The sequence below is a fragment of the Streptomyces sp. NPDC085944 genome (genome assembly GCF_040686295.1).
GTDB classification, from domain to species: Bacteria; Actinomycetota; Actinomycetes; order Streptomycetales; family Streptomycetaceae; genus Streptomyces; species Streptomyces salinarius.
Map to the genome: position 1 here is coordinate 14,370 of NZ_JBFBJX010000035.1, position 26,149 is coordinate 40,518.

A 26,149-nucleotide genomic window follows, 5' to 3' on the forward strand; every position below is an offset into this window, starting at 1 on the left:
ACCCTTAGTCCTGCGCAAGGGTCACCACGGAAACCATGGAAACCACGGAAGCACCAAGGAGCGGACACAGTGCAGCGCTGGCGTGGCTTGGAGGACATCCCCGAGGACTGGGGACGCAGCGTCGTCACCATCGGCTCCTACGACGGCGTCCACCGCGGGCACCAGCTGATCATCAGGCACGCCGTGGACCGCGCCCGTGAGCTGGGCGTTCCGGCCGTCGTCGTCACCTTCGACCCGCACCCCAGCGAGGTCGTCCGCCCCGGCAGCCACCCACCGCTGCTCGCCCCGCACCACCGCCGGGCCGAACTGATGGCGGGCCTGGGCGTGGACGCGGTGCTGATCCTCCCCTTCACCAAGGAGTTCTCGAAGCTCTCCGCGGCCGACTTCGTGGTCAAGGTCCTGGTCGACCGGCTGCGCGCCAAGGCCGTCGTCGAGGGCCCCAACTTCCGCTTCGGCCACAAGGCCGCCGGGAACGTGGACTTCCTCGTCGAGCAGGGCAAGGTCTACGACTTCGAGGTCGAGGTCGTCGACCTGTACGTCACCGGCGAGGCGGGCGGCGGCGAGCCGTTCTCCTCCACCCTGACCCGCCGCCTGGTCGCCGAGGGCGACGTCGCGGGCGCCGCGGAGATCCTGGGCCGCCCGCACCGCGTGGAGGGCGTGGTGGTGCGCGGCGCCCAGCGGGGCCGTGAGATGGGCTTCCCGACGGCCAACGTCGAGACCCTCCCGCACACCGCCATCCCGGCCGACGGCGTCTACGCAGGCTGGCTGCACGCCCAGGGCGAGGCGATGCCGGCCGCGATCTCCGTCGGCACCAACCCGCAGTTCGAGGGCACCGAGCGCACGGTCGAGGCGTACGCCATCGACCGCGTGGGCCTGGAGCTGTACGGCCTGCACGTCGCCGTGGACTTCGTGGCCTTCGTGCGCGGACAGGCGAAGTTCGAGACGCTGGACGCGCTGCTCGCGCAGATGGCCGAGGACGTCGACCGGTGCCGGGAGATCACCGAGGCGGACGCGCCCAAGGGCTGAGTCCCGGCGGTCTTCCCGTCGCCGGGCGCCACCGGCGGTCCTCGCCGTCACCGCCGGCTTCCTGGCCGTCACGGCCGGCCTTCCCCGTCCGGTCGACGCCTCGTCAGCCCGGCTGCCCGGCCGCCGGCCGGTCCGTCCGGGCCCAGTGGCAGGCGACCTGTGACTCGTCGCCGCCGCGCAGGATCTCCAGCTCCGTGGTCCGGCACGCGTCCGCGACCCCGGCGCGTTCGGCCTCGCCGCCCGCCAGGACCGGGCAGCGCACGTGGAAGCGGCAGCCGCCCGGGACGTACGACGGGTCCGGCGGCTCGCCGGTGAGCACCACCGGGGCGCCGGGCGCCTCCGGGAGCACGGACAGCAGGGCCTGGGTGTACGGGTGCCGGGGCGCCGTCAGCACCTGCTCCACCGGGCCCGTCTCGACGATCCGGCCGAGGTACATCACCGCGACCCGGTCGGCGATGTTCCAGGCCAGCCCCAGGTCGTGGGTGACCACCAGCGCGGACAGGTCCAGCTCGGTGCGCAGCCGCAGCAGCAGGGCCAGGATCTCGCCGCGTACCGACGCGTCGAGGGAGGCCACCGGCTCGTCGGCGACGAGGAGTTCCGGCTGCAGCACCAGCGCGCCCGCGATGACGACCCGCTGGCGCTGGCCGCCGGACAGCTCGTGCGGGTAGCGCAGGAAGAAGCGCTCCGGCGGTCGCAGCCCGGCCCGCGCCAGCGCCTCGGCCACCGCCGTCCGCTCGTCCCCGGCGTGCCCGTGGATGCGCAGGCCCTCGGCGACGATGTCGTACACCGTGTGCCGCGGGTTCAGCGAGCCGCTCGGGTCCTGCAGGACCAGCTGAGCCCGCCTGCGGTGGGCCTTCAGCGCCCGGGCGGAGTACGCGAGGGACGCGCCGTCGAAGGTGACGCGCCCCCCGGTCGGCCTGGCCAGGCCGAGCAGCGCACGGGCGAGGGTCGTCTTGCCGCAGCCCGACTCGCCGACCAGCGCGACGATCTCGCCCCGCCGGATGTCGAGGTCGACCCCGTCAACGGCCCGCGCGGCAGCTGCCCCGCGCCGCCCGGGAAAGGCGACGCGCAGACCCCGGACGCTCAACAGTGGAGCCTCGGCACCCGTCGTCCTGCTGACCTCGCTGCCACTCATGGGGCACTGCTCCTCACTCCGTCGCCCTGCACCGCCGCGTCTGCGCCGGCCCCATCCGCACGCTCGTCCACGGCTCCGCGCCCGGCCCCTGTTCCGCTCCCGTCGGCGCCGTCGGCCGTTCCGGCGGCCCCCTCTGCGGCAGCACCGGCACCAGGGTCCGCGGCGACCTCGGTGCCCTCGCCGGGCGTCCCGCTGTCGATGGCGGCGCTGTTGCCCACAGGTTCCTCATCGTCGGCAGCATCCCCGGCCGGGATCTCGGCAGTGGGTCCGGTCCGGGGAGCGGGGCCGCCGGACTTCACCGGCCGGCTGCCTGCCGTTTCGGTGCTTTCGGCGGTCGCCCCGGTCGCGGGGGTGGCGTCGCTTTCCGCGTTCCGGCTGTTGGGAGCCTCAGTGCTCGCGCCGGGTGCCTCGGCCTCGGTGGCGGTGCGGCCGGGGGCGGCGGTGCCGTTCCCGGGGGGCTCGGTGCGTTCGGTGGTCGGCTCGAGGGTGGGCGTGGTGCTGTTCCCGGCCGTTTCGGTGCTTTCGGCGGTCGCCCCGGTCGCGGGGGTGGCGTCGCTTTCCGCGTTCCGGCTGTCGGGAGCCTCAGTGCTCGCGCCGGGTGCCTCGGCCTCGGTGGCGGTGCGGCCGGGGGCGGCGGTGCCGTTCCCGGGGGGCTCGGTGCGTTCGGTGGTCGGCTCGAGGGTGGGCGTGGTGCTGTTCCCGGCCGTTTCGGTGCTTTCGGCGGCCGCCCCGGTCGCGGGGGTGGCGTCGCTCTCCGCGTCCCGGCTGTCGGGAGCCTCCGTGCCCTCCTCGGGCACCCCGGCTTCGGCGACCGCCCCGCCGTCGCCCGGGGTCCCCGTGCCGTCCGCCCGCACTCGCACGCACGCCGCCCGGCGTCCCGGGCCCGCCGGTCGCAGCGTCTGGTCCTCAGTGGCACAGAGGTCCAGGGCGACCGGGCAGCGCGGATGGAAGGCGCACCCCGACGGCACCGCCGCCGGGTCGGGAGGGTCGCCCGGCAGGCCGCGCGGCGCGAACCGAGAGGCCGGGTCCCCGATCCTGGGAAACGCCCCGGACAGGGCCCGGCCGTAGGGGTGCCGGGCGTCGTCGTACACCTGCCGGGCCGGGCCCTCCTCGACCACCCGGCCCGCGTACATCACCGCGAGCCGGTCGCAGGTGTCGGCCAGCACCGCGAGATCGTGACTGATCATGATCAGACCCACGTCCTGCGCGCCCACCAGGCCCTCGATCAGCCGCAGGATCTGCGCCTGGATCATCACGTCGAGCGCCGTGGTCGGCTCGTCGGCGACGATCAGACGCGGGTCGCAGGCCAGCGCCATCGCGATCATCACCCGCTGCCGCTGACCACCGGACAGCTCGTGCGGGTAGGCACTCGCCCGCGCCGCCGGCAGACCCACCTGCTCCAGCAGCTCACCGGCCCTCCTGCGCGCACCGGCCGCGGTGGCCCTGCGGTGCAGCACGACCGGCTCGGCGATCTGGTCGCCGACACGGTGGACCGCGTTCAGCGAGTGCATGGCGCCCTGGAAGACGATCGACGCCCCCGCCCACCGCACCGCCCGCAACCGTCCCCACTTCATCGTGAGCACGTCCTCGCCGTCCAGCAGGATCTCCCCGCCCACCCGCGCACCCGGCGGCAGCAGCCGCAGCAACGCCAGCGCCAGCGTGGACTTCCCGCAGCCGGACTCGCCCGCGATGCCGAGCTTCTCGCCCGCCCGCAGGGTGAGGTCGACCCCGCGCACGGCGGCCGCACCCCCGGGATACGTCACCCTCAGGTCCCGGACCTCCAGCAGACTCAACGGGACACCCCCAGCCTGGGATTGAGAACGGCCTCCACCGCACGCCCGCACAACGTGAACGCCAGCGCCACCACCGCGATCCCGACGCCCGGCGGCACCAGGTACCACCAGTCGCCGGAACTCACCGAGCCCGCCTCCCGCGCGTCCTGCAGCAGCCCGCCCCAGGACACCACCATCGGATCGCCGAGTCCGAGGAAGGCCAGGGTCGCCTCGGCCAGGATGGCGGAGGAGATGATCAGGGTGGTCTGCGCGAGGACCAGCGGCATGACGTTGGGCAGCACGTGCCGCGACATGATGTGCCAGTGCCCGCCCCCGAGCGCCTTCGCCCGCTCGATGTACGGCCGCGACTCCACCGCCAGCGTCTGCGCCCGCACCAGGCGCGCCGTGGTGGGCCACGTCGTCACACCGATCGCGAGCACGATCGTGCCGAGCGACCGGGACAGCACCGTCGCCAGCACGATCGCCAGCACCAGCGTCGGCATCACCAGGAACCAGTCCGTGATCCGCATCATCACCGTGGCGTACCAGCCGCGGAAGTGGCCGGCCGTGATCCCGATGAGCGCGCCGATCAGCACGGACAGCGCCGCCGCGAGCAGCCCGACCAGGAGCGAGACGCGCGAGCCCCAGACCAGCAGGCCCAGCAGGTCCCGCCCGAACTGGTCGGTGCCCAGCGGGAACCGTCCGCTCGGGCTCTGCAGCGGCTGCCCGGGCGCGTCGGTGACGCTGTCCACGTCCGACCCCACGGTCAGCGGCGCCGTCAGTGCCACGAGCACGAACAGCACCAGCGCGGCCAGCCCGAACACCCCCGCGCGGTGCTTGCGGTACTCCCTCCAGAAGCGTGCCACGGAGGCACGGCGCCGCCGGCGGGCGAGGGCACGCGGCCCGGGCGTCCCCGGCTTCACAGCAGGCTCGGTGGTCTCGGCGGTCATCGGCCCACCCTCGGATCGAGCATCGGATACAACAGGTCGGCCAGCGTGTTCATCAGGATCACAGCGGCGGCGAAGACGAAGAACAACCCCTGCACCAGCGGCAGATCGGGAACACTGAGCGCCTGGTAGAACAGCCCGCCAAGACCCGGCCAGGAGAAGACCGTCTCGACGAGGATGACTCCCGCCACGGTCCGCCCGAGATTGACGAAGACCAGCGTCACCGTCGGCAGCAGCGCGTTGGGCACCGCGTGCCGGCGCCGTACCAGGTCGTCCCTGAGCCCCTTGGCCCGCGCGGTCGTCAGATAGTCGCTGCCCATCTCGTCCAGCAGCGCCGACCGGGTGACCAGCAGCGTCTGCCCGTACTCCACGGCGACCAGCGTCACCACCGGCAGGACGAGATGGTGCGCCACGTCCAGTACGCGGGCGAGCCCCTCCGCACGGCCCGATTCCATCCCGCCGGTCGGGAAGAGACCCGGAATCGGGTCCACGCCCACCGACAGCACGATGATGAGCAGCAGCCCCAGCCAGAAGGACGGGATGGAGTACAGCATCAGCGCCAGACCGGTGTTGAGCCGGTCGCCGAGCCCGCCGTGCCGCCACGCCGACCGGGTGCCGAGGAAGGCCCCCAGCGCGGTGTACAGCACGAAGGCCGTCCCGGTCAGCAGCAGGGTGTTCGGCAGCGCCTCGGTGATCTTGTCGACGACGGGCGAGTGGAACTGGTACGACGTGCCCAGGTCCCCGGTCAGCGCCTTGGCGCAGTAGTCCGTGAACTGCTGCCACAGCGGCAGGTCGAGCCCGAACTCCTCCCGGTACCCGGCGAGCTGCTCGGCCGAGACCGGGCGGCCACCGGTCATGAACTTCACCGGGTCGCCGGGGATCAGCCGGAAGAGGAAGAAGCTCGTGACGAGGACGGCGAACAGGGAGACGACCGCTCCCGCCAACTTCCCCGCCACGTACCGCGGATACCCGCTGCGGGTGCGCCCCCGCGGTGCCGCGGACGCCCGCTTCCCGTCCTCCTCGCGCTTCTCGACGACCCGGCCGGCGACGCTACTCACGGTCGTCGGCCGACGCACGGCGACGGACGGCGAAGAGCACGCCGAGGCCGACGAGGACGACGACGCCGGCCGCGACACCGACCACGGTCCCGGTCGACGACGAACCCCCGCCGGAGTCCCCGGAGTCCGCGGGCACCGCCGACCACCAGCTCCAGTAACCGTCCTGCCCGTAGATGTTGCCCGCGGCGGAGGGCATCGTCGTGATGGACTCGATCTGGTCCGTGCGGTAGGCCTCGACGGCGTTCGGATACGCCATGACGTTCATGTAGCCGGTGTCGTACAGCCGGGACTGCATCCGCTTGACGATCTCCGCGCGCTTGCCTGCGTCGTACTCGACCAACTGCTGCGCGTACAGCTCGTCGTAGCTCTTGTCGCAGATGAAGTTGTCCGTGGCCCCGGTGTCCTTCGGCGTCGCCGGGAGCGCGTCGCAGGTGTGGATGGAGAGCACGAAGTCCGGGTCCGGGTTGACGGACCAGCCGTCGAAGGCGAGGTCGTACTCACCGGCCAGCCACGGGTCGGTCACGTTGTCCAGGCAGTCGAGGGTGAGGGAGATCCCCAGCTTGCCCCACCACTCCTGGAGGTACTTGCCGACCGCCTTGTCGTTCGGGTCGGTGGCGTGGCACAGGACGCGGTAGCTCAGCGGCTTGCCGTCCTTGCCGAGGCGCTTGCCGTCGGCGTTCGTCCGGTAGCCCGCCTCGTCGAGCAGCCTGGCGGCCGCCTCCGGGTCGTAGGCGAGCTTCTGGTCGGCCGACGGCTCGAAGAAGTACGAGGAGAAGCGCGGCGGGATGTAGCCCGCCCCCTCGACCGCGTGCCCCTGGAAGACCTTGTCGACGATCGCCTTGCGGTCCACCGCCATGAACAGCGCGTTGCGCACCCGCTGGTCCAGCAGCGACGGATCGCCGTCACCGAACTTCGTCCCGTCCTTCGCCCGCGCGCCCGGGTTGGTGGCGAGGGCGTAGAAGCGGCGGCCGGGGGCGTCGTTGACGTGGATGTTCTCCTCGTCCTTGAGCGAGTCGGCCTGGGCCGGGGTCAGCGACGGCGACCCGGCGACGAACGACACCTCGCCCTTGCGCAGCGCGGCGACGGCGGCGTCCTGGTCCTTGTAGTAGCGGAAGACCAGCTCGTCGAACTTCGGGGCGCCGCGCCAGAAGTCCTTGTTGGCCTTCAGCCGCACATAGCTGTCCGGCTTGTAGTCGGTGAGCACGAACGGCCCGTTGCCGACGATCGGGAACTGCTTGTCGTTGTTGAACTTCGAGAAGTCGTCGACCTTCTCCCACACGTGCTTGGGCACGATCGGCACGTCCAGCGCCGTCATCGTGGCCTGCGGCTTCTTCAGCCGGATCACCAACTGGGTCGGGCTGGGCGCGGTGACCTTCGCGAAGTTGCCGACGAAGCTGCCGTTGGCCGTGGCGGCGCCCGGGTCGTTCATCATCTTGTTGAACGTCCACGCCGCGTCCTCGGCGGTGGCCTGCTCGCCGTCCGACCACTCGGAGTCGGAGCGGATCGTGTACGTCCAGGTCAGCTTGTCCGGCGAGGACTTCCACTCGGTGGCGAGTCCCGGTATGACGTGGTTGTCCTTGGGGTCGTAGTTGGTCAGGTACTCGTACGTCAGCCGGTGGATGCTCGTGCTGAGCAGCCGTACCGCCAGGAAGGGGCTGAGCGAGTCCACGCTCTGCGCCACGGCGACGGTGAGCACCTTGTCGCCTCCGTCACCCCCGTCGCCTTCCTTCGCCGAGGCCGAGGGGGCGAGCGTCCCCGACGCGAGAAGCAGCGCGCCGGCGCCCGCTGCCGCGAGGAGGCGGGTTCTCCACGGCCGGTGGCCGGTCCGTCGGCTGTCGTGCTGATCCTGTCTGTTCATGGCTACCTGACCTCGCGTCATCGCACGCGCAGACGCCGGGCGTCCTCGCGTGGGGCGGGCTTGAACGGTGGTGAACGCGGAATGAAGTGTGTGTCTACCAGCGGCAGTCTGTGCGCGTCAACGGTGTGTCAAACCCCATGTGGCCTGCGGAAACGGCTACTTGACCAACGTGTGACTCTCATTGGCGCAGACCACTGGCGCCTTCCTGGTGAGAGCGTGGCGGCTGGGGCGGACGTTGTCGTTCGCACACGCTCGAAGGCCCGCGCCGTCGGAGACGGCGCGGGCCTTCGGAGGGGACATCGAGCTACTGCTGGGGCGGGGGAGGGGGCGCCTGCCCGGGCTGCCCCGGGTGCCCCGGCTGTGCCTGCTGCCCCGGCTGTCCTTGCTGCGGGTATCCGTAGCCGGGCTGGGCGTAGGGCTGCTGCCCGTAACCGGGCTGGGGGTACGGCTGCTGACCGGCTCCGGGTCCGGGCTGCGGCGGGTAGGGCTGCCCCGGCTGCGGCTGCACCGGCTGCTGCTGCGGGTACGGCTGCCCCGGCACCGGCTGGCCGGGGACGGGCTGGCCGGGTGCCCCCTGGCCCGGCATGGGCGGGGCGGCGACCGGCGGCGGGTTGCCGTCGGAGGTCCACAGACCGTGCGACTGCTGGTGGCGGACGAAGTCCTCGGCGACCATCGCCGCGAGGTTGAAGTACGCCTCCCGCACCTTCGGCCGCATCATGTCGAGGTCGACCTCGGCACCGGCGGCCAGGTGCTCGTCGAACGGCACCACGACCACACCGCGGCACCGGGTCTGGAAGTGCCCGACGATGTCGTCGACCTTGATCATCTTGCCGGTCTCACGGACCCCGGAGATGACCGTGATCGACCGCGAGACGAGGTCGGCGTACCCGTGCGCGGAGAGCCAGTCCAGCGTCGTACTGGCGCTGCTCGCACCGTCCACGGACGGCGTCGAGATGATGATGAGCTGGTCGGCGAGGTCGAGTACGCCGCGCATGGCGCTGTAGAGCAGACCGGTGCCCGAGTCGGTGAGGATGATCGGGTACTGCTGCCCGAGCACGTCGATCGCGCGCCGGTAGTCCTCGTCGTTGAACGTCGTCGACACGGCCGGGTCCACGTCGTTGGCGATGATCTCCAGACCGGACGAGGCCTGCGAGGTGAACCGCCTGATGTCCATGTACGAGTTGAGGTACGGGATCGCCTGGACGAGGTCACGGATGGTGGCCCCGGTCTCCCGGCGCACCCGGCGGCCGAGCGTACCCGCGTCCGGGTTGGCGTCGATCGCGAGGATCTTGTCCTGCCGCTCGGTGGCGAGCGTGGAGCCGAGCGCGGTGGTGGTGGTCGTCTTGCCCACACCGCCCTTGAGGCTGATCACGGCGATGCGGTAGCAGGACAGCACCGGGGTGCGGATCAGGTCCAGCTTCCGCTGCCGCTCCGCCTCCTCCTTCTTCCCGCCCAGCTTGAACCGCGACCCGGCGGCCGCCGGACGGCTGCTCTTCGCCTTCTGCCGCTTGTTGTTGAGCAGCCGGTCGGACGACAGCTCCACGGCCGCCGTGTAACCGAGCGGCGCGGCCCCCGGGTTGGTGGGCTGCCGCTGGTCGTGCTGCATGGGCTGCGGCCAGGCGGCACCGAGCCGGGGATCGGCAGGCTGCTGGGCCTGCGGCTGCGGTGCCTGCTGCGGCTGCGGCGGCTGGGGTTGGTACTCCGGCTGCGGTGCCGGGGGCGCGGGGTGCTGCCCGGGCTGCTGCATCGGCTGGGGAGCCTGCGGGGCCTGGGGGGCAGTCTGGGCCGCGTGGGGAGCCTGGCCCGGCGGGGCTTGTTGTGGCTGTTGTGGCTGCTGCGGAACGCCGGGGTACGGCTGCTGCGGCGCCTGCCCGTGCGGATGCTGCGGGAAGCCGTACCCGCCGGCCTGGGCGGGGGAGTGCGGCTGAACCGGCGCCTGCGGTTGGGGAGCCTGCGCACCGGGCTGCGGAAAGCCGTATCCGGTCTGCGGGGCCGGCGGAGCAGGCGGTGCGGCCGACTGGTCCGGTGCGGCGGCCGGCTGGTGCCATGCGGCGGGTGCCGGCTGCGGAGCCTGCGGCTGGAAGGGAGGCTGCTGAGCCGGAGCCGCCGGCTGCTCGGGAGCGGCGGGGGCGGGCTGCGGCTGTGCGGGCCACTGCTGGGCCGGCGCGGGCGCGGCCGGCGGGTACGACGGAGGCAGCGGCGGCATTCCGCCGGGCGCCTGCGACGGTGCGTCCTGCGGAACGGCGTCCTGCGGAACGGCGTCGGCCGACGGAGCGGCGTCGGAAGGCACCGCGTCCTCGGGCTCGTCCGCCGACGGAAGGCCGTCCTCGGGCTCCTCCCCGGTCTCGTCCTCGGCCACGGGGTCGGGTACGGCGGTCAGGACGACCGGCTCCGGTCCGGCGTCACGGGCCGGCCCGTCGATGCGCGGGTCGCTCACGTCGCCGTCCCCGGCACCGGTGACCTCGTCGGAGGCCTTCCCGGAGACGCCGTCGGTGGCCGTGTCGTCCAGTGCGGGGGACCCGGCAACGTCGGCGTCCTCGGACGGAGAGGTGTCCTCGGCAAGCAAGGGCCCCTGGTCCGGGAGGTCGTCGACCGCGTCGGAACCGTCGGCCGACTCCTCCTCGGCGCCGTCCTCGATGCCGTCCTCGGCGCCGTCCTCGGCGGCGGCCCGTTCGGCGATCGCACGCTTGAGCGCGGCCGAGGAGAAGCGCATGGTGGCGCCGCTCTCGAGGTCGCCGTTACCGAGATCACCGGTGTCGGGCTCGGGTTCGACGGCTGCCGAGGGCTCGGCGACCGCCTCGGGCTCCTCCGCGGCCCTGGGCTCCTCGGCCGGCGGGGGCGGAGCGGGGGCTTGGAGCTGGAACCCGCCGGCCGGAAACGCCGGCAGAGCGGTGGGAGCGGCGAGATCCGCGGCAGGCGCCGGGTCGGCCTCCGGTCCGGGCTCCGGCGTCCGAGCCTGCGGATCCGGCTCGGCCTCGGGCTCCGTCGGCGCCGGGGGCTGCGGAGCCGACGGCTGAGGCTGCGGCTCGAACCCGCTCCCCACCGGCAGCCTGGGCACCCCGGCCGGCCCCGCGCTCGGCGGCGCGGGCGGCGTGAACGGCGCACCCGGCCCCGGCGGCGGAGGCGGAGGCGGCGTGAACGAGGCCCCCGGCGCGGGCGCCGGCGGCGGGGGCGTGAAGGAGGCACCCGGAGCAGGAGCCGGCGGCGGCGGCGTGAACGGCGCCCCCGGAGTGGAAGCCGGAGCGGCGGAAGCCCCGTCGGGCGTCGCGTGCGGCGGCGGAGTCAACCCCGGCAGCGGCGGAACGGGTCCACGAGGAGCAGGCGGAACGGCCGCACCGGAAGGGGAAGATGGAGCGGCCGACCCGGACGCGGCAGCGGACGAACCGGAACCGGACCCGGAAGACGACCCGGACCCCTCACCCTCACTCTCCCCCTGCCCGCCGTCGCCGGACGCGTTCTGCGTGTACCAGGCGGGCGGCGCGTAGTCGATGGTGAACTCGCCGGTCGTCTCGACGGAGGACTCCGCGTCGGGTTGGTCATCGCCGGGTGTAGCCCAGCCCCCGCGGATCCCGTCCCGATCGCTGCTCACAGTTCCTCCTGGTGTGGTCGAGCACCCTCAAGCCGTGCTGGGGCGACCCTTGCTTGTCATCCGAAGTTGTCCGAGGTCGTCCGATCCACCGGTTCTCCCCCTGAGACGCCGACGCCCGCTGACGGATTCTGGTGTCGCGCCCGACACCAGCCTAATCATCACGAGCCCCGCCCCGGCAGCCCCCGCCCTCCGCCGAAGCCCCGCCCACCGCGTCCCTGGCGTCTCTTGAGCGTCACACCGCCTCATCTGCCCACCCCCGTACGGAGGATGACTCCACCCGTCACGACCCGGTTCCAGCGAGTGATCGTGAACCCGGCATAGTTGGGGCCGATCTCGCCGTCCCGTCGCACGAATTCCATGACAGAACCACCGGAATTCCCAGAAAGAGGAAGAGGCCCCGAGTGAGTTTCGGCCCGCCCCCGTCGATGCCCCCGGGCCCCGCGACCGCCGCTGAGCCCACCGAGAACCGGCACGGCCCCCACGGCAGCGGCGGTGCGGGGCGGAAGAGCCCCCGGAAGCTGCTGACCGGGCTGCTCGCGGTCATCCTCGTCGGGGCCTTGGGCGCCGGCGGCTGGCTGCTCTGGGGACGCGACGGCAAAGGCTCCGACGCGTCGGGCAAGGCGCAGGCACCGGCCCCACAGGGACCGCTCGACGTCCGTGAGACGGTCGAGAAGAAGCCCGCGAGCACCAGCGGCAAGATGGCGTTCCGGTTCTCCGTGGGCGACATGAAGCACGGGGAGCACGTGGAGATGCCCGGAATGTGGGCCACGGACCGCATCCTCGCCAAGGGCATCAACAAGACACTCGTCGGTCTGAGCATCGGCACCGACGCCGCGCCGGGCGACGAGAAGTGGCGGCTCGCACTCGACGGCCCGATCTGCGGCTACACACGCGACGTCACCGGCGACCACCGCACCGCCGTCCTCTTCCGTGCGAACGACTGGGCGGACGAAGCCCTCTGCAACCAGGTCGCCCTCGTCGACCTCGACGACGGTCGCATGGTCTGGGAGGCCAAGGTCCCCGTCTCGCAGGGCGGACCCGAGTCGGGCGACGCCACGGGAACCGACAAGGACCGGCCCGGCCTCGCCCTCGCGCACGGCACGGTCGCCGTCACCTGGGGCGGCGGCACCGTCGGGTACGACATGGGGAAGGGCGACACCCGGTGGTCCACGACGACCACCGCGCCCTGCCAGGACATGGGCGTCGCGGGCGGCCGCGGACTGATCGTCCGGGAACAGTGTGCGAGCGGCGAGGACCCGCTCTCCGCGGGAACCTGGCGGTCCACCACGTACAAGCTGCGCAAGCTGGACCCGGCCACGGGCAAGGCCCTGTGGACGTATTCCCCCGCCAAGGGCGTCCGCGACGTCCAGGTACCCTCCGTCGACCCGGCGGTCGTCGCCGTCTCCGCCGGGGACAGCGAGGTCACCGACCTCATCTCCCTCGACGACCAGGGCCGCAACCGCGCCACCATCAGTCTCCGCAACGGCGCCTACGTCGCCGAGTGCCTCCTCACCGACTATCTCCTGATCGACGACTGCCCGACCATCACCGTGGGGGAGGACCAGGTCTTCATCCGGAGCAAGGATCAGTCGGAGGTGCCGACGTGGAACTGGATCATCGGCTTCGACCTCGCCACCGGGAAGACCACCAAGAAGTTCGACTCCGGTCGGGGCGCACTGCTCTACCCGGTGCGCATGAGCGGTGACCGGCTCCTCGCCCTGAGCGTGAGCGAGGACACCATCGCGCCGAACGCGCTGGTCGCCCTGGACGCGCGCACGGGCGCGCAAGTGCCGTACCTCTACTTCGGACTGCCGTACGAGGCGCGGCTGATGACGATGACGGAGCACAACGACGTCGTGTTCCAGAACGGCCGCCTCTTCCTCGGCGTCAAGTCCGCGGAAGGTCCCGCCGAGGCCAAGGCCAAGCAGTGGAGCTACCTCGTGCTGGGCATCGGGAGCTCCGCGACGTAGACGTCCCGGCGTCGTGGCCTACTCGGTGCCGGTACCGCGTTTCCGGGGCGTCGGCTCCAGGTCGAACTCCCCGTCCCGCGCGCCGAGTACGAAGGCCCGCCACTCCGCCTCCGTGTACCGCAGCACGGTGTCCGGGTCGAGGGACGACCGCATGGCGACGGCGCCTTCCGGGAGGTAGGCGATCTCGACCCGCTCCTCATGGGTCTCGGTGCCGGGCGCGCTGTGCCACTCGACGCCGGAGATGTCGAGGGCGTAGAGCTCGTCCCGCTCCCGGTCCTTGCGTGCTCGGAGTTCCTTGTCCTCGGCATCGGCCATCGTGGCTCCGGTCCTTCCTGCTGTGCCAACGAACTGTGCGGCTACCCTACTTGCCGCCCGCCCTCCTGCCCCGCGGTTCGCGCACGCTTCACCAGGCAGGGAGTGACGATGCCGTCGGCTCCTTGACCTCCCGACTCGCCGGGATACCGACTCCGCCACTCGAAAGGCGTCCGCCGTGAGTTTCGGGCCACCGCCCATCCTCTACAACGTGCCCGGCCCGGACGTCTCCTCCGGTCCGCCGCCACGCACCGGGCGCCGCAGGACGACCGTCGGCGCGGTCGCGGCCGTCCTGCTGGTGGCCCTGGCCGCCGGAGTGTGGGCGTTCGGTCCGGGCGGGGCCGGTGGCGGCTCCCGTCGGGCGCACGGGCGCGGCGGGTCGCCAGGCGCCGGACGACATCCGGGAGACCGTCGAGAAACGGCCGCCGTCCCCGGAGGGCACCGCGGCGGTCACGGACGAGGCGACCCTGCGTACCGTCGGACGGAACGTCACGGCGATGGGCACCTGGGCCACGGACAAGGTCTTCGCCAAGGGCTTCGGCAACGAGATCAAGGACTTCCGGCTCGGCGGCTCCGAAGCGTCGGGGACCGCCTGACGCCTCACCCTCCAGGACCGCTCTGCGTGGTGACCCGCCACGTCAGCGTGGACGGCCGTACCGCCGTCGCCTACGCCCGCGAAGCCACAGACGCAGCCACAGTCACAGCCACAGCCACAGCCACAGCCACGGACACAGGCACGGACACAGGCACAGCCGGCGGGCCGGAGGCCGACCCGCTCACCCGCGCATGCGACCGGCTCGCGGTATTCGACATGGACACCGGCAAGAAGATGCGGGACACGAAGCCGACCGGCGCGGGCTCCTCCCTGACCGTCAACGTGACGATGACGGGCGGCACCGTCGTCACCGCCCGGGGCGAGGGCTCGGCGGCGTACGAGCTGACCGGTGGCAAGCGGCTGTGGGCGGACACCGACCCGTCGGCCTGCGCGGACGAGGGCTTCGCCGGTGGCCGCGACCTTCTCGCCCTCCTCTCCTGCGGAGACTCCGCGGACCCCACCTACCGCGTCCAGAAGATCGAGCCGCGCACGGGCGACGCGGAGCGGACGTACCGGGTCGCCCGGGGCGTCCAAGACGTCTACCTGGTCTCCGGCTCACCGGCCGTCGTCGCCGTGGCCGCCGGCGACGCCGTCGTCACCGACCTGATCTCCCTCGACGAGCGGGGCAAGCGCCGCGCCACCATCCGCCCGAACCGGGACCACCAGGCCCTCGACTGCGACCGGACCTTCAGCGCCGTGGTCGGGAGCTGTGGCGCGATCGTCGTCGACGACGAACGGCTGTCCCCGTCGGAGGGGGACCACGTCGTCGCCCACGACCTGCCACCGGCCGAGCCGTCGGAAAGTTCGACGCGCCTGCCGGCGGCGAGATGCACCCGCCGAGGATGAGCGGGGGACAGCTGATCGCCTACCGCTCGGGCGGGGCTGGGCCGCCCCGACGCGGTCGTCGCCCTCGACCCCGACTCCGGCGAGGAGACCCTCCTGCTCCTGTTCGCCGGGGGAAGGGAGGTCGGCGCACTCGACGACCCGGCGCAGCACGACATCGTGTACGAGTACGGGCGCGTGTTCTTCGGCGCGCGCACCGTCGTGGGCCCGTACGACGAGGGCGAGGTCGGTGGGACCGACCCGGTCGCGGTGGGCTTCGAAGACGCCGGGTGAGTGGTGCGTCTCCCGACTGGTACCCTGTGTGACGGCCGTTTGTGTACGCGCCTCCGGAGCCCCGTGCCCTGGAGGTCGCGCCCAGCGGATCCCCGCCTTCCGAGTCGTGGAAGATCCCCCGAGACGTAGACCGGGGGCACTCGGTGGCCCGTCACAGACCAAGAGGAGTACGCGTGTCGCTCGACGCCGCAGTGAAGAAGCAGATCATCACCGAGTTCGGTACCAAGGAGGGCGACACCGGCTCCCCCGAGGTCCAGGTCGCTCTGCTGTCCCGTCGGATCTCCGACCTGACCGAGCACCTCAAGACCCACAAGCACGACCACCACTCCCGTCGTGGTCTGCTCATCCTGGTCGGCCAGCGCCGCCGGCTGCTGCAGTACCTCGCCAAGAAGGACATCCAGCGCTTCCGTGCGCTGGTCGAGCGCCTCGGCATCCGCCGCGGTGCGGCGGGCGCCCGCTAGGACGCCGTGGAGGGAGCGGTTCCCATCGTACGGGGGCCGCTCCCTTTGCTGTACGTGCGTGCTGTCGCCGCCCCTTTGTAGTGTGGTAACAGAACACAAGACGTACGAGGAGAAGCGGACCCTCACGCCGCCGCCGGTCCTCGGTAGTGGCCCCCGGGGGCAGAACCCCGGGTGCTTCGATCGAAGACCGGCCCGCATTGCACGGAACGCTTCTCCGCACCGTCCCCTCCGCCACACGGGCGGCGTGGGACAAAAGACGACAAGCATCGGAGAAATCACTAGTGGAGAACGAGACCCACTACGCCGAAGCCGTGATCGACAACGGCACCTTCGGCACCCGCACCATCCGCTTCGAGACGGGCCGCCTGGCCCGTCAGGCCGCCGGTTCCGCCGTGGCGTACCTGGACGACGACACCATGGTGCTGTCGGCCACCAGCGCCTCCAAGAACCCGAAGGACCAGCTCGACTTCTTCCCCCTCACGGTGGACGTCGAGGAGCGGATGTACGCCGCCGGCAAGATCCCCGGCAGCTTCTTCCGCCGCGAGGGCCGGCCCTCCGAGGACGCGATCCTCACCTGCCGCCTGATCGACCGCCCGCTGCGCCCGTCCTTCAAGAAGGGCCTGCGCAACGAGATCCAGGTCGTCGCGACGATCATGGCCCTCAACCCCGACCACCTGTACGACGTCGTGGCGATCAACGCCGCCTCCGCGTCCACGCAGCTGGCCGGCCTGCCCTTCTCCGGCCCGATCGGCGGCGTCCGCGTCGCGCTGATCCGCGGCCAGTGGGTGGCCTTCCCGACGCACACCGAGCTCGAGGACGCCGTCTTCGACATGGTCGTCGCGGGCCGCGTCCTGGAGGACGGCGACGTCGCGATCATGATGGTCGAGGCCGAGGCCACCGAGAAGACCGTCAAGCTGGTCGAGGGCGGCGCCGAGGCGCCCACCGAGGAAGTCGTCGCCGCCGGTCTCGAGGCCGCGAAGCCCTTCATCAAGGTGCTCTGCCGCGCCCAGGCCGACCTCGCCGCCAAGGCCGCCAAGCCGACCGGCGAGTTCCCGATCTTCCTCGACTACCAGGACGACGTCCTGGAGGCGCTGACCGGCGCCGTCAAGCCCGAGCTGGCCCAGGCGCTCACCATCGCCGGCAAGCAGGAGCGCGAGGCCGAGCTGGACCGCGTCAAGGGCATCGCCGCCGAGAAGCTCCTGCCGGAGTTCGAGGGCCGCGAGAAGGAGATCTCCGCCGCGTACCGCGCGCTGACCAAGTCCCTGGTCCGCGAGCGCGTCATCAAGGAGAAGAAGCGCATCGACGGCCGCGGTGTCACCGACATCCGCACCCTGGCCGCCGAGGTCGAGGCCATCCCGCGCGTGCACGGCTCCGCCCTGTTCGAGCGTGGCGAGACCCAGATCCTGGGCGTCACCACCCTGAACATGCTTCGCATGGAGCAGCAGCTGGACACCCTCTCCCCGGTGACCCGCAAGCGCTACATGCACAACTACAACTTCCCGCCCTACTCCGTCGGCGAGACCGGCCGCGTCGGCTCCCCGAAGCGCCGCGAGATCGGCCACGGCGCCCTCGCCGAGCGCGCCATCGTGCCGGTGCTGCCGACGCGCGAGGAGTTCCCCTACGCGATCCGTCAGGTGTCCGAGGCCCTCGGCTCCAACGGCTCGACGTCGATGGGCTCGGTCTGCGCCTCCACCATGTCGCTGCTGAACGCCGGTGTGCCGCTGAAGGCCCCCGTCGCCGGTATCGCCATGGGCCTGATCTCCCAGGAGAGCAACGGCGAGACGCACTACGTCGCCCTCACCGACATCCTCGGTGCGGAGGACGCCTTCGGCGACATGGACTTCAAGGTCGCCGGCACCAAGGAGTTCGTGACCGCCCTCCAGCTCGACACCAAGCTGGACGGCATCCCCGCCTCCGTCCTGGCCGCCGCCCTCAAGCAGGCCCGTGACGCCCGCCTCCACATCCTCGACGTGATGATGGAAGCGATCGACACGCCGGACGAGATGTCCCCGAACGCGCCGCGGATCATCACCGTGAAGATCCCGGTCGACAAGATCGGTGAGGTCATCGGCCCCAAGGGCAAGATGATCAACCAGATCCAGGAGGACACGGGCGCCGACATCACGATCGAGGACGACGGCACCATCTACATCGGTGCCGCCGACGGCCCGGCCGCCGAGGCCGCCCGCGCCACGATCAACGGCATCGCCAACCCGACCATGCCCGAGGTGGGCGAGCGCTACCTGGGCACGGTCGTCAAGACGACCACCTTCGGCGCGTTCGTCTCCCTGCTGCCCGGCAAGGACGGTCTGCTGCACATCTCGCAGATCCGCAAGCTCGCCGGCGGCAAGCGCGTGGAGAACGTCGAGGACGTCCTCGGCGTGGGCGCTAAGGTCCAGGTCGAGATCGCCGAGATCGACTCCCGCGGCAAGCTCTCCCTGATCCCCGTGATCGAGGGCGAAGCGGGCGACGACGACAAGAAGGACGACGCCGACAAGTGACGTCCCGTAGCGCCGGCGCGACGGCCCGCACCTCCTCGGAGGCGCGGGCCGTCGCCCGTACCCAAACCCTCATCAAGGGCGAGCACGGCATCGGCACGGTCCGCAGGACGACCCTCCCCGGCGGCCTGCGCATCGTCACCGAGACCCTGCCCTCGGTCCGCTCGGCGACCTTCGGCATCTGGGCCCACGTCGGCTCCCGCGACGAGACGCCCGCGCTGAACGGCGCCACCCACTACCTGGAGCACCTGCTCTTCAAGGGCACTCGCAAGCGCAGCGCCCTGGACATCTCCTCCGCCATCGACGCGGTCGGCGGCGAGATGAACGCGTTCACGGCTAAGGAGTACACGTGCTACTACGCGCGCGTGCTCGACACCGACCTGCCGCTCGCCATCGACGTCGTCTGCGACATGCTGACCGGCTCGCTGATCCAGGAGGAGGACGTCGACGTCGAGCGCGGCGCCATCCTCGAAGAGATCGCGATGACCGAGGACGACCCCGGAGACTGCGTACACGACCTGTTCGCGCACACCATGTTCGGCGACAACGCCCTGGGCCGCCCCGTCCTCGGCACCGTCGACACGGTCAACGCCCTCACCGCCGACCGCATCCGCCGCTTCTACCGGAAGCACTACGACCCCACCCACCTGGTGGTCGCCGCGGCCGGCAACGTCGACCACGACAAGGTCGTACGCCAGGTCCGCGCCGCCTTCGAGAAGGCCGGCGCCCTCAAGGACCCGGCGGCACAGCCGCTCGCCCCGCGCGACGGCCGGCGCACCGTCCGCGCCGCCGGACGCGTCGAGCTGATCGGCCGCAAGACCGAGCAGGCCCACGTCATCCTCGGCATGCCGGGCCTGGCCCGCACCGACGAGCGCCGCTGGGCCATGGGCGTCCTCAACACCGCCCTCGGCGGCGGCATGTCCTCGCGCCTGTTCCAGGAGGTGCGGGAGAAGCGCGGCCTGGCCTACAGCGTGTACTCGTACACGTCCGGCTTCGCCGACTGCGGCCTCTTCGGCGTCTACGCGGGCTGCAGGCCCTCCCAGGTGCACGACGTGCTCAAGATCTGCCGCGACGAGCTGGACCACGTCGCCGAGCACGGCCTCACGGACGACGAGATCGGCCGTGCCGTCGGCCAGCTCCAGGGCTCCACGGTCCTCGGCCTGGAGGACACCGGCGCGCTGATGAACCGTATCGGCAAGAGCGAGCTGTGCTGGGGCGAGCAGATGTCGGTCGACGACATGCTGGCCCGGATAGCCTCGGTCACGCCGGACGACGTCCGCGCCGTCGCCCGCGACGTCCTGGGCCGCCGGCCGTCCCTGTCGGTCATCGGCCCGCTCAAGGACAAGCAGGCGTCCCGGTTGCACGACGCCGTCGCCTGACACTCCCGGTAAGGAAGCGAACAACATGAGCAAGCTGCGCGTGGCCGTCCTCGGCGCCAGGGGCCGGATCGGCTCCGAGGCGGTACGGGCGGTCGAGGCCGCCGAGGACATGGAGCTGGTCGCCGCTCTCGGCCGCGGTGACGGCCTGGACACGCTGGCCGAGTCCGGCGCCCAGGTCGCCGTCGAGCTGACCACCCCCGCCTCGGTGATGGACAACCTCGACTACTGCCTGCGCCACGGCATCCACGCCGTCGTCGGCACCACCGGCTGGACCGACGAGCGGCTCGCGCGGCTGAACGGCTGGCTCGACGCCTCCCCGGGGACCGGCGTGCTCATCGCGCCGAACTTCTCCATCGGCGCCGTGCTCACCATGAAGTTCGCGCAGATCGCCGCCCCGTACTTCGAGTCCGTCGAGGTCGTCGAGCTGCACCACCCGAACAAGGTGGACGCCCCCAGCGGCACCGCCACCCGCACCGCCCAGCTGATCGCTCAGGCCCGGCAGAAGGCAGGCTCCGCACCGGCGCCCGACGCCACTGCCACCGCCCTGGACGGAGCCCGGGGCGCCAACGTCGACGGGGTCCCGGTCCACGCGATCCGGCTGCGGGGCCTGCTCGCCCACCAGGAGGTCCTGCTGGGCGGCGAGGGCGAGACCCTCACCGTCCGGCACGACTCCCTGCACCACAGCAGCTTCATGCCGGGCATCCTGCTGGGCGCCCGCCGGGTGGTCACCACCCCGGGCCTCACCTTCGGCCTGGAACACTTCCTGGACCTGAACTGAGACCCTCACTCTGATGCGCGCGAAGATCACCTACCTCGTCACGGCCGCCGTCCTGGTCTTCTACTTCGTCCTGGTCGGCAGCCGCGGCGTGCTGCTCATCAAGACCGGCACCCTGCTCACCGTCACCTTCGGCGTCGCGGTGCTGATCCTGCCGGTGATCGGCCTGTGGTTCCTCTGGAAGAACACCCAGTTCGTCCGCCGGGCCAACGCCCTCGCCGCCGAGCTCGACGCCGAGGGCGGACTGCCCGTGGACGAGCTGAAGCGCACCCCCAGCGGCCGCGTCGACCGGGAGTCGGCCGACGCGGTCTTCGCCCTGCGCAAGGCCGAGACGGAGGACAGCCCCGGCGACTGGCGCACCTGGTTCCGCCTCGCCGTCGCCTACCACGACGCCCGCGACACCCCGCGCGCCCGCAAGGCGATGCAACGGGCGATCGCCCTCCACGACGGCAAGCAGGCCGAGGCCGCCTGAGCGGGCAGGAGCCGAAAGGCCGGGGCCCGGACCGCACAGCTGCGGTCCGGGCCCCGGCCTTTCGACCTCCGCCGTTCAGCCCCGCCGGTACTCGTCGGCCCACGCCTCCACCGCGTCGGCGGCCCGGTTGAAGGCGCCGTCGCGGGCGAGGAAGTCGGAGTTGTGCGTGGTCAGCAGCGGAGCCATGGGCTCCGCCGACCGGCCCTGCCGCACGAGCAGCAGCGCCTGCCCCTGCACCGTGCGCGGCAGTCCGAGCCAGCGCACCGGCTGCTGCACCGTGCGCAGGCTGGCGACCTGCTGCCAGGCCACCGTGCGCGTGGTGAGGAAGCCCACCTGACGCACCCCGTGCGCGCTCACCCACGCGCCCATGCGCAGCATCCGCAGGGCGCAGACGATGACGACGACCGCGATGCCGAAGACCGCCCCGGCGGAGGACGGACCGCCCGTCGCCGCGATGATCACCGCGGCGAACAGGACGAACGAGGCCAGCAGCAGCATCAGGGCCGCCGTCCCCACGCGCCACGGCCCCGGCCGGTAGGGCCGGCGCCACCGGTCGCGGTCGTCGTACGGCAGCGCGACGTCGTCGGTCGTGTCAAAGGCGCGGTCGGCCGTCAGGAAGGGCAGGGGCACGGCTGGTCCTCACTCGTTCCATGGCAAGTGTTGTGCCCGGTGAGGCTACCGACCTGTGTCTCCCGTCACCACCCTCGGGGGTCCGGACGGAGTCGGGCCGTCCGCCCCCGTGTGCCTCTAGCGCCCCTCGGACGCCTGCGACGGCTGCTTGTGCGGGGAGGGCTGGTCGGCCGACAGGGCGGGCATCCCGATCACCAGGGAACCCACGAGACCGGCGACGACGGTGAGGCCGAGGAGCCAGCGTCCGGCCAGCTGGCCGAAGGACGCCCGCTCGCGCGGCGGGGGTGTGACATTGCTGCGGAACCTGTCGGCCTCGGCGACGAAGGCGAACGGCACGGGTTCACGCCGGCGGATCATAGGGGCTGCGTCTCCCTTCAGGGACTGGAATGAAGTGCTGTTACTCATACAGACGAACGAACGCCCCTCCCGGTGCCCTGTTTCGCCGACTTCATTGCGGCACGGCATCGAGCGCCCGATTCGGCGCCACTTGGCGGGCCGTAGAGTGGCCTCGCCAAGCGCCGAGATTGACTGGGAAGGCCCTCCACACCGTGACCGACATCCCCGCCGACGATCCGAAGATCGAACTCCGCAGCGACATCACCGTCGAGCTGGTCAAGAGCGCCGCGACCGACTCCGACGTGCTGTTCGCCGCCCGCGTCTCGACCGCCGGGGAGCAGTCCCTGGACGAGCTGAAGAAGGACCCGGAGCGCTCCAAGGGCCTGATCAACTACCTGATGCGGGACCGGCACGGCAGCCCGTTCGAGCACAACTCGATGACCTTCTTCGTCAGCGCCCCGATCTTCGTCTTCAGGGAGTTCATGCGGCACCGCGTGGGCTGGTCCTACAACGAGGAGTCGGGCCGCTACCGGGAGCTCCAGCCGGTCTTCTACGTGCCGGACACGTCCCGCAAGCTGGTGCAGCAGGGCCGCCCCGGCAAGTACGTCTTCGTCGAGGGCACCCCCGAGCAGCACGAACTGGTCGGCGGCGCGATGGAGGACTCCTACCGCCAGGCCTACGCGACGTACCAGAGGATGCTCGCCGCCGGTGTCGCCCGCGAGGTGGCCCGCGCGGTGCTCCCCGTCGGCCTCTACTCGTCGATGTACGCCACCTGCAACGCCCGCTCGCTGATGCACTTCCTGGGCCTGCGCACCCAGCACGAGCTGGCCAAGGTGCCCTCCTTCCCGCAGCGGGAGATCGAGATGGTCGGCGAGAAGATGGAGGCGGAGTGGGCCCGCCTCATGCCGCTCACCCACGCCGCCTTCAACGCCAACGGCCGCGTGGCGCCGTAACGGGCCGGGCCCCCTGGCCGGCCCGGCCGGGCACAGATGTACGCATCAACCATGCGAAGTGTCCGGATTGCGGCGTTTGGAGAAGTTCATCTAGCCTGATCAAAGGGACCCGGCACTGCTTGAACCCCCGAGCAGGCAGTGCCGGGCTCCACCTCCGTTCCGACCTGCCGCCTCCCCCGAGGGCAGACCCCGCCCTGAGCAACGAGTAGCGTGTAACCCATGGCTCCGACCTCCACTCCGCAGACCCCCTTCGGGCGGGTCCTCACCGCCATGGTCACGCCCTTCGCGGCGGACGGCGCACTCGACCTCGACGGCGCACAGCGGCTCGCCGCCCACCTGGTGGACGCAGGCAACGACGGCCTGATCATCAACGGCACCACCGGCGAGTCCCCCACCACCAGCGACGCGGAGAAAGCGGACCTCGTACGAGCCGTCCTGGAGGCCGTCGGCGACCGGGCGCACGTCGTCGCCGGAGTCGGCACCAACAACACCCAGCACAGCATCGAGCTGGCCCGCGCCGCCGAGCGCGTCGGCGCCCACGGCCTGCTGCTCGTCACGCCGTACTACAACAAGCCCCCGCAGGAGGGCCTGTACCAGCACTTCACGGCCATCGCCGACGCCAGCCGGCTCCCGGTCATGCTCTACGACATCCCCGGCCGCAGCGGCGTCCCGATCAACACGGAGACCCTGGTCCGCCTCGCGGAGCACCCGCGGATCGTCGCCAACAAGGACGCCAAGGGCGACCTCGGCCGGGCCAGCTGGGCCATCGCGCGCTCCGGCCTCGCCTGGTACTCCGGCGACGACATGCTGAACCTGCCGCTGCTCTCCGTGGGCGCGGTCGGCTTCGTCTCCGTCGTCGGTCACGTCGTCACCCCCGAGCTGCGCGCCATGGTGGACGCGTTCGTCGCCGGTGACGTACAGAAGGCCCTGGAGATCCACCAGAAGCTGCTCCCGGTCTTCACCGGCATGTTCCGCACCCAGGGCGTCATGACCACCAAGGCCGCGCTCGCCCTCCAGGGACTGCCCGCCGGACCACTGCGCGCCCCCATGGTCGGCCTCACGCCCGAGGAAACCGAGCAGCTCAAGATCGATCTTGCCGCCGGCGGGGTACAGCTCTGACAACAGACTTCGCACCACCGCACGACCGCACGGACTTCACAACTGAATAAGCGGGCCACCGGTGCCCGCAGCCCACAACGACAACTGCTTCTGCACGAACGTCACGCGCGCCACGTGCCACCGGTACGTGGCGCGCGTGGTGAGGAGAGTCTTTTGAGTCATCCGCATCCTGAACTGGGCCGGCCCCCGGCGCTCCCCAAGGGCGGCCTCCGGGTCACGCCGCTGGGCGGCCTCGGCGAAATCGGCCGCAACATGACGGTCTTCGAGTACGGCGGCCGTCTGCTGATCGTCGACTGCGGCGTGCTCTTCCCCGAGGAGGAGCAGCCCGGCATCGACCTGATCCTGCCGGACTTCTCGTCCATCCGGGACCGCCTCGACGACATCGAGGGCATCGTCCTGACCCACGGCCACGAGGACCACATCGGAGGCGTCCCCTTCCTCCTCCGCGAGAAGCCGGACATCCCGCTCATCGGCTCCAAGCTGACCCTCGCCCTGATCGAGGCCAAGCTCCAGGAACACCGCATCCGGCCGTACACCCTCGAGGTGGAGGAGGGGCACCGCGAACGCGTCGGTCCCTTCGACTGCGAGTTCGTCGCGGTCAACCACTCCATCCCGGACGCGCTGGCCGTCGCCATCCGCACCCCGGCGGGCATGGTGGTGCACACCGGCGACTTCAAGATGGACCAGCTCCCGCTGGACGGCCGCCTCACGGACCTGCACGCGTTCGCGCGTCTGAGCGAGGAGGGCATCGACCTCCTTCTCTCGGACTCGACCAACGCCGAGGTTCCGGGCTTCGTCCCGCCCGAGCGGGACATCTCGAACGTCCTGCGTCAGGTCTTCGCCGGCGCCCGCAAGCGCATCATCGTGGCGAGCTTCGCCAGCCACGTCCACCGCATCCAGCAGATCCTGGACGCCGCCCACGAGTACGGCCGCCGGGTCGCGTTCGTCGGCCGCTCCATGGTCCGCAACATGGGCATCGCGAGAGACCTCGGCTACCTCAAGGTCCCGCCGGGCCTGGTGGTCGACGTCAAGACGCTCGACGACCTGCCCGACAGCGAGGTGGTCCTCGTCTGCACGGGCTCCCAGGGCGAACCGATGGCCGCCCTGTCCCGCATGGCCAACCGGGACCACCAGATCCGCATCGTCAACGGCGACACGGTGATCCTGGCCTCGTCCCTCATCCCGGGCAACGAGAACGCGGTGTACCGCGTGATCAACGGCCTGACCCGCTGGGGCGCGAACGTCGTCCACAAGGGCAACGCCAAGGTGCACGTCTCGGGCCACGCCTCGGCCGGCGAGCTGCTGTACTTCTACAACATCTGCCGCCCGAAGAACCTGATGCCGGTCCACGGCGAATGGCGCCACCTGCGCGCCAACGCCGAACTGGGCGCCCTGACCGGCGTCCCCCACGACCGCATCGTCATCGCGGAGGACGGCGTGGTCGTCGACCTCGTCGAGGGCAAGGCGAAGATCGCCGGCAAGGTCCAGGCGGGGTACGTCTACGTCGACGGCCTCTCGGTCGGCGACGTCGGCGAGCCGGCCCTCAAGGACCGCAAGATCCTCGGCGACGAGGGCATCATCTCCGTCTTCGTGGTCATGGACTCCTCCACCGGCAAGATCACCGGTGGGCCCCATGTGCAGGCCCGTGGGTCGGGCATCGAGGACTCGGCCTTCTCGGCGGTGCTCCCCAAGGTCACCGAGGCACTGGAGCGCTCGGCCCAGGACGGAGTCGTCGAGCCGCATCAGCTCCAGCAGCTGGTGCGCAGGACCCTCGGCAAGTGGGTGTCGGACACCTACCGCCGCCGGCCGATGATCCTTCCGGTCGTCGTGGAGGTCTGACGGGCCGTCGGACCACCGAAAGCGCCAACCTGGAGCGGGGCGCCCCGATTTGCATCGGGGCGCCCCGCTCCAGTACGTTTACATCTCCGCTCGGACGGGCACCCGATCACCTCGTGGTTCGGAGCCGCCCCGGGGGCGGAAATCCCGACTCAGAATCTCTGATAAAGTCGGAGCCGCCGGAAAGGGAAACGCGAAAGCGGGAACCTGGAAAGCGCCGAGGAAATCGGGTCGGAAAGATCTGATAGAGTCGGAAACGCAAGACCGAAGGGAAGCGCCCGGAGGAAAGCCCGAGAGGGTGAGTACAAAGGA

General features: G+C 71.5%; 20 protein-coding genes and 1 pseudogene. 12 read left to right on the top strand and 9 right to left on the bottom strand.

Annotation, left to right across the window (positions count from 1 at the left end; all coding sequences use genetic code 11):
* The first annotated feature begins 69 nt into the window (after nt 1-69).
* A complete protein-coding gene (locus AB0P07_RS35700; protein ID WP_365558333.1) occupies nt 70-1,026 on the top strand; it encodes a bifunctional riboflavin kinase/FAD synthetase in 957 nt (318 codons plus the stop codon).
* 103 nt (nt 1,027-1,129) lie between these two features.
* On the opposite strand, the gene AB0P07_RS35705 is transcribed toward AB0P07_RS35700, so the two are convergent.
* From AB0P07_RS35705 to AB0P07_RS35730, 6 genes and pseudogenes are all read right to left on the bottom strand, one after another.
* The gene (locus AB0P07_RS35705) at nt 1,130-2,161 is read right to left on the bottom strand and encodes an ABC transporter ATP-binding protein (RefSeq protein WP_365558336.1); all 1,032 of its coding nucleotides are present in this window, start codon (nt 2,159-2,161) and stop codon (nt 1,130-1,132) included.
* Between the two features lie 842 nt (nt 2,162-3,003).
* Nucleotides 3,004-3,954, bottom strand: a pseudogene (locus AB0P07_RS35710) (ABC transporter ATP-binding protein); the annotation flags it as partial.
* Complete coding sequence (locus AB0P07_RS35715) at nt 3,951-4,883, bottom strand: ABC transporter permease (RefSeq protein WP_365558338.1); 933 nt, start codon at nt 4,881-4,883, stop codon at nt 3,951-3,953. The gene AB0P07_RS35715 and the pseudogene AB0P07_RS35710, both read right to left, overlap by 4 nt.
* Nucleotides 4,880-5,836, bottom strand: coding sequence for an ABC transporter permease (locus tag AB0P07_RS35720; RefSeq protein WP_365558370.1), 957 nt, complete (start codon nt 5,834-5,836; stop codon nt 4,880-4,882). Before AB0P07_RS35720 ends, AB0P07_RS35715 begins: the two co-directional genes overlap by 4 nt.
* 94 nt (nt 5,837-5,930) lie before the next feature.
* Nucleotides 5,931-7,796, bottom strand: a complete 1,866-nt coding sequence (locus tag AB0P07_RS35725) for an ABC transporter substrate-binding protein (protein ID WP_365558340.1) — start codon at nt 7,794-7,796, stop codon at nt 5,931-5,933.
* A 304-nt stretch (nt 7,797-8,100) separates the two neighbouring features.
* Entirely contained in the window at nt 8,101-11,385 is a 3,285-nt protein-coding gene (locus tag AB0P07_RS35730; protein ID WP_365558342.1) for an SCO5717 family growth-regulating ATPase, read from the bottom strand.
* A 401-nt stretch (nt 11,386-11,786) separates the two neighbouring features.
* Here AB0P07_RS35730 and AB0P07_RS35735 point away from each other — a divergent pair, with 401 nt between their 5' ends.
* On the top strand, nt 11,787-13,355 hold the full coding sequence (locus tag AB0P07_RS35735) for a PQQ-binding-like beta-propeller repeat protein (RefSeq protein ID WP_365558344.1): 1,569 nt from the start codon (nt 11,787-11,789) through the stop codon (nt 13,353-13,355).
* A gap of 18 nt (nt 13,356-13,373) precedes the next feature.
* On the opposite strand, the gene AB0P07_RS35740 is transcribed toward AB0P07_RS35735, so the two are convergent.
* Nucleotides 13,374-13,670: a DUF397 domain-containing protein gene (locus AB0P07_RS35740; protein WP_365558347.1), complete on the bottom strand. Its 297-nt coding sequence runs from the start codon at nt 13,668-13,670 to the stop codon at nt 13,374-13,376.
* 341 nt (nt 13,671-14,011) lie between these two features.
* Here AB0P07_RS35740 and AB0P07_RS35745 point away from each other — a divergent pair, with 341 nt between their 5' ends.
* The 7 genes from AB0P07_RS35745 (at nt 14,012) to AB0P07_RS35775 (ending at nt 20,963) form a co-directional block, all read left to right on the top strand.
* Nucleotides 14,012-14,263 (top strand): hypothetical protein, encoded by a 252-nt coding sequence (locus AB0P07_RS35745; protein ID WP_365558350.1) that lies wholly within the window; start codon nt 14,012-14,014, stop codon nt 14,261-14,263.
* 215 nt (nt 14,264-14,478) lie between these two features.
* Complete coding sequence (locus AB0P07_RS35750) at nt 14,479-15,108, top strand: hypothetical protein (protein ID WP_365558352.1); 630 nt, start codon at nt 14,479-14,481, stop codon at nt 15,106-15,108.
* A 443-nt stretch (nt 15,109-15,551) separates the two neighbouring features.
* A complete protein-coding gene (rpsO, locus tag AB0P07_RS35755) occupies nt 15,552-15,839 on the top strand; it encodes a 30S ribosomal protein S15 (protein ID WP_003973291.1) in 288 nt (95 codons plus the stop codon).
* Nucleotides 15,840-16,120: 281 nt separating this feature from the next.
* Nucleotides 16,121-18,340 carry a polyribonucleotide nucleotidyltransferase gene (locus tag AB0P07_RS35760; RefSeq protein ID WP_365558354.1) on the top strand — a complete coding sequence of 740 codons (2,220 nt, stop codon included), beginning with the start codon at nt 16,121-16,123 and terminating at the stop codon, nt 18,338-18,340.
* On the top strand, nt 18,337-19,716 hold the full coding sequence (locus tag AB0P07_RS35765; protein WP_365558356.1) for a pitrilysin family protein: 1,380 nt from the start codon (nt 18,337-18,339) through the stop codon (nt 19,714-19,716). The genes AB0P07_RS35760 and AB0P07_RS35765 overlap by 4 nt, the downstream gene beginning before the upstream one ends.
* A 25-nt stretch (nt 19,717-19,741) precedes the next feature.
* Nucleotides 19,742-20,494, top strand: coding sequence for a 4-hydroxy-tetrahydrodipicolinate reductase (gene dapB / locus AB0P07_RS35770; RefSeq protein ID WP_365558358.1), 753 nt, complete (start codon nt 19,742-19,744; stop codon nt 20,492-20,494).
* A gap of 13 nt (nt 20,495-20,507) precedes the next feature.
* The gene (locus AB0P07_RS35775) at nt 20,508-20,963 is read left to right on the top strand and encodes a hypothetical protein (protein WP_365558361.1); all 456 of its coding nucleotides are present in this window, start codon (nt 20,508-20,510) and stop codon (nt 20,961-20,963) included.
* 75 nt (nt 20,964-21,038) lie between these two features.
* On the opposite strand, the gene AB0P07_RS35780 is transcribed toward AB0P07_RS35775, so the two are convergent.
* Together AB0P07_RS35780 and AB0P07_RS35785 are read right to left on the bottom strand one after the other, a co-directional pair.
* Complete coding sequence (locus tag AB0P07_RS35780) at nt 21,039-21,593, bottom strand: hypothetical protein (RefSeq protein ID WP_365558363.1); 555 nt, start codon at nt 21,591-21,593, stop codon at nt 21,039-21,041.
* A 117-nt stretch (nt 21,594-21,710) separates the two neighbouring features.
* Nucleotides 21,711-21,950 carry a hypothetical protein gene (locus AB0P07_RS35785; RefSeq protein WP_061442225.1) on the bottom strand — a complete coding sequence of 80 codons (240 nt, stop codon included), beginning with the start codon at nt 21,948-21,950 and terminating at the stop codon, nt 21,711-21,713.
* A 191-nt stretch (nt 21,951-22,141) separates the two neighbouring features.
* On the opposite strand from AB0P07_RS35785, the gene thyX reads away from it, so the two are divergent.
* The 3 genes from thyX to AB0P07_RS35800 all read left to right on the top strand — a co-directional run bounded on the left by thyX (nt 22,142) and on the right by AB0P07_RS35800 (nt 25,840).
* Nucleotides 22,142-22,882 (top strand): FAD-dependent thymidylate synthase, encoded by a 741-nt coding sequence (gene thyX / locus AB0P07_RS35790; protein WP_365558366.1) that lies wholly within the window; start codon nt 22,142-22,144, stop codon nt 22,880-22,882.
* Between the two features lie 219 nt (nt 22,883-23,101).
* Nucleotides 23,102-24,001: a 4-hydroxy-tetrahydrodipicolinate synthase gene (gene dapA, locus AB0P07_RS35795; protein ID WP_102932736.1), complete on the top strand. Its 900-nt coding sequence runs from the start codon at nt 23,102-23,104 to the stop codon at nt 23,999-24,001.
* A gap of 153 nt (nt 24,002-24,154) precedes the next feature.
* Entirely contained in the window at nt 24,155-25,840 is a 1,686-nt protein-coding gene (locus AB0P07_RS35800) for a ribonuclease J (protein ID WP_365558368.1), read from the top strand.
* Nucleotides 25,841-26,149: the final 309 nt, after the last annotated feature.

Excerpts from the sequence above, each read along its gene's own strand:
- AB0P07_RS35750 (WP_365558352.1), top strand. The coding sequence starts at position 14,479 with ATGGACACCGGCAAGAAGATGCGGGACACGAAGCCGACCGGCGCGGGC.
- dapA (WP_102932736.1), top strand. The coding sequence starts at position 23,102 with ATGGCTCCGACCTCCACTCCGCAGACCCCCTTCGGGCGGGTCCTCACC.
- dapB (WP_365558358.1), top strand. The coding sequence starts at position 19,742 with ATGAGCAAGCTGCGCGTGGCCGTCCTCGGCGCCAGGGGCCGGATCGGC.
- AB0P07_RS35725 (WP_365558340.1), bottom strand. The coding sequence starts at position 7,796 with ATGAACAGACAGGATCAGCACGACAGCCGACGGACCGGCCACCGGCCG.
- AB0P07_RS35740 (WP_365558347.1), bottom strand. The coding sequence starts at position 13,670 with ATGGCCGATGCCGAGGACAAGGAACTCCGAGCACGCAAGGACCGGGAG.
- AB0P07_RS35715 (WP_365558338.1), bottom strand. The coding sequence starts at position 4,883 with ATGACCGCCGAGACCACCGAGCCTGCTGTGAAGCCGGGGACGCCCGGG.
- AB0P07_RS35705 (WP_365558336.1), bottom strand. The coding sequence starts at position 2,161 with ATGAGTGGCAGCGAGGTCAGCAGGACGACGGGTGCCGAGGCTCCACTG.
- AB0P07_RS35775 (WP_365558361.1), top strand. The coding sequence starts at position 20,508 with ATGCGCGCGAAGATCACCTACCTCGTCACGGCCGCCGTCCTGGTCTTC.
- AB0P07_RS35785 (WP_061442225.1), bottom strand. The coding sequence starts at position 21,950 with ATGATCCGCCGGCGTGAACCCGTGCCGTTCGCCTTCGTCGCCGAGGCC.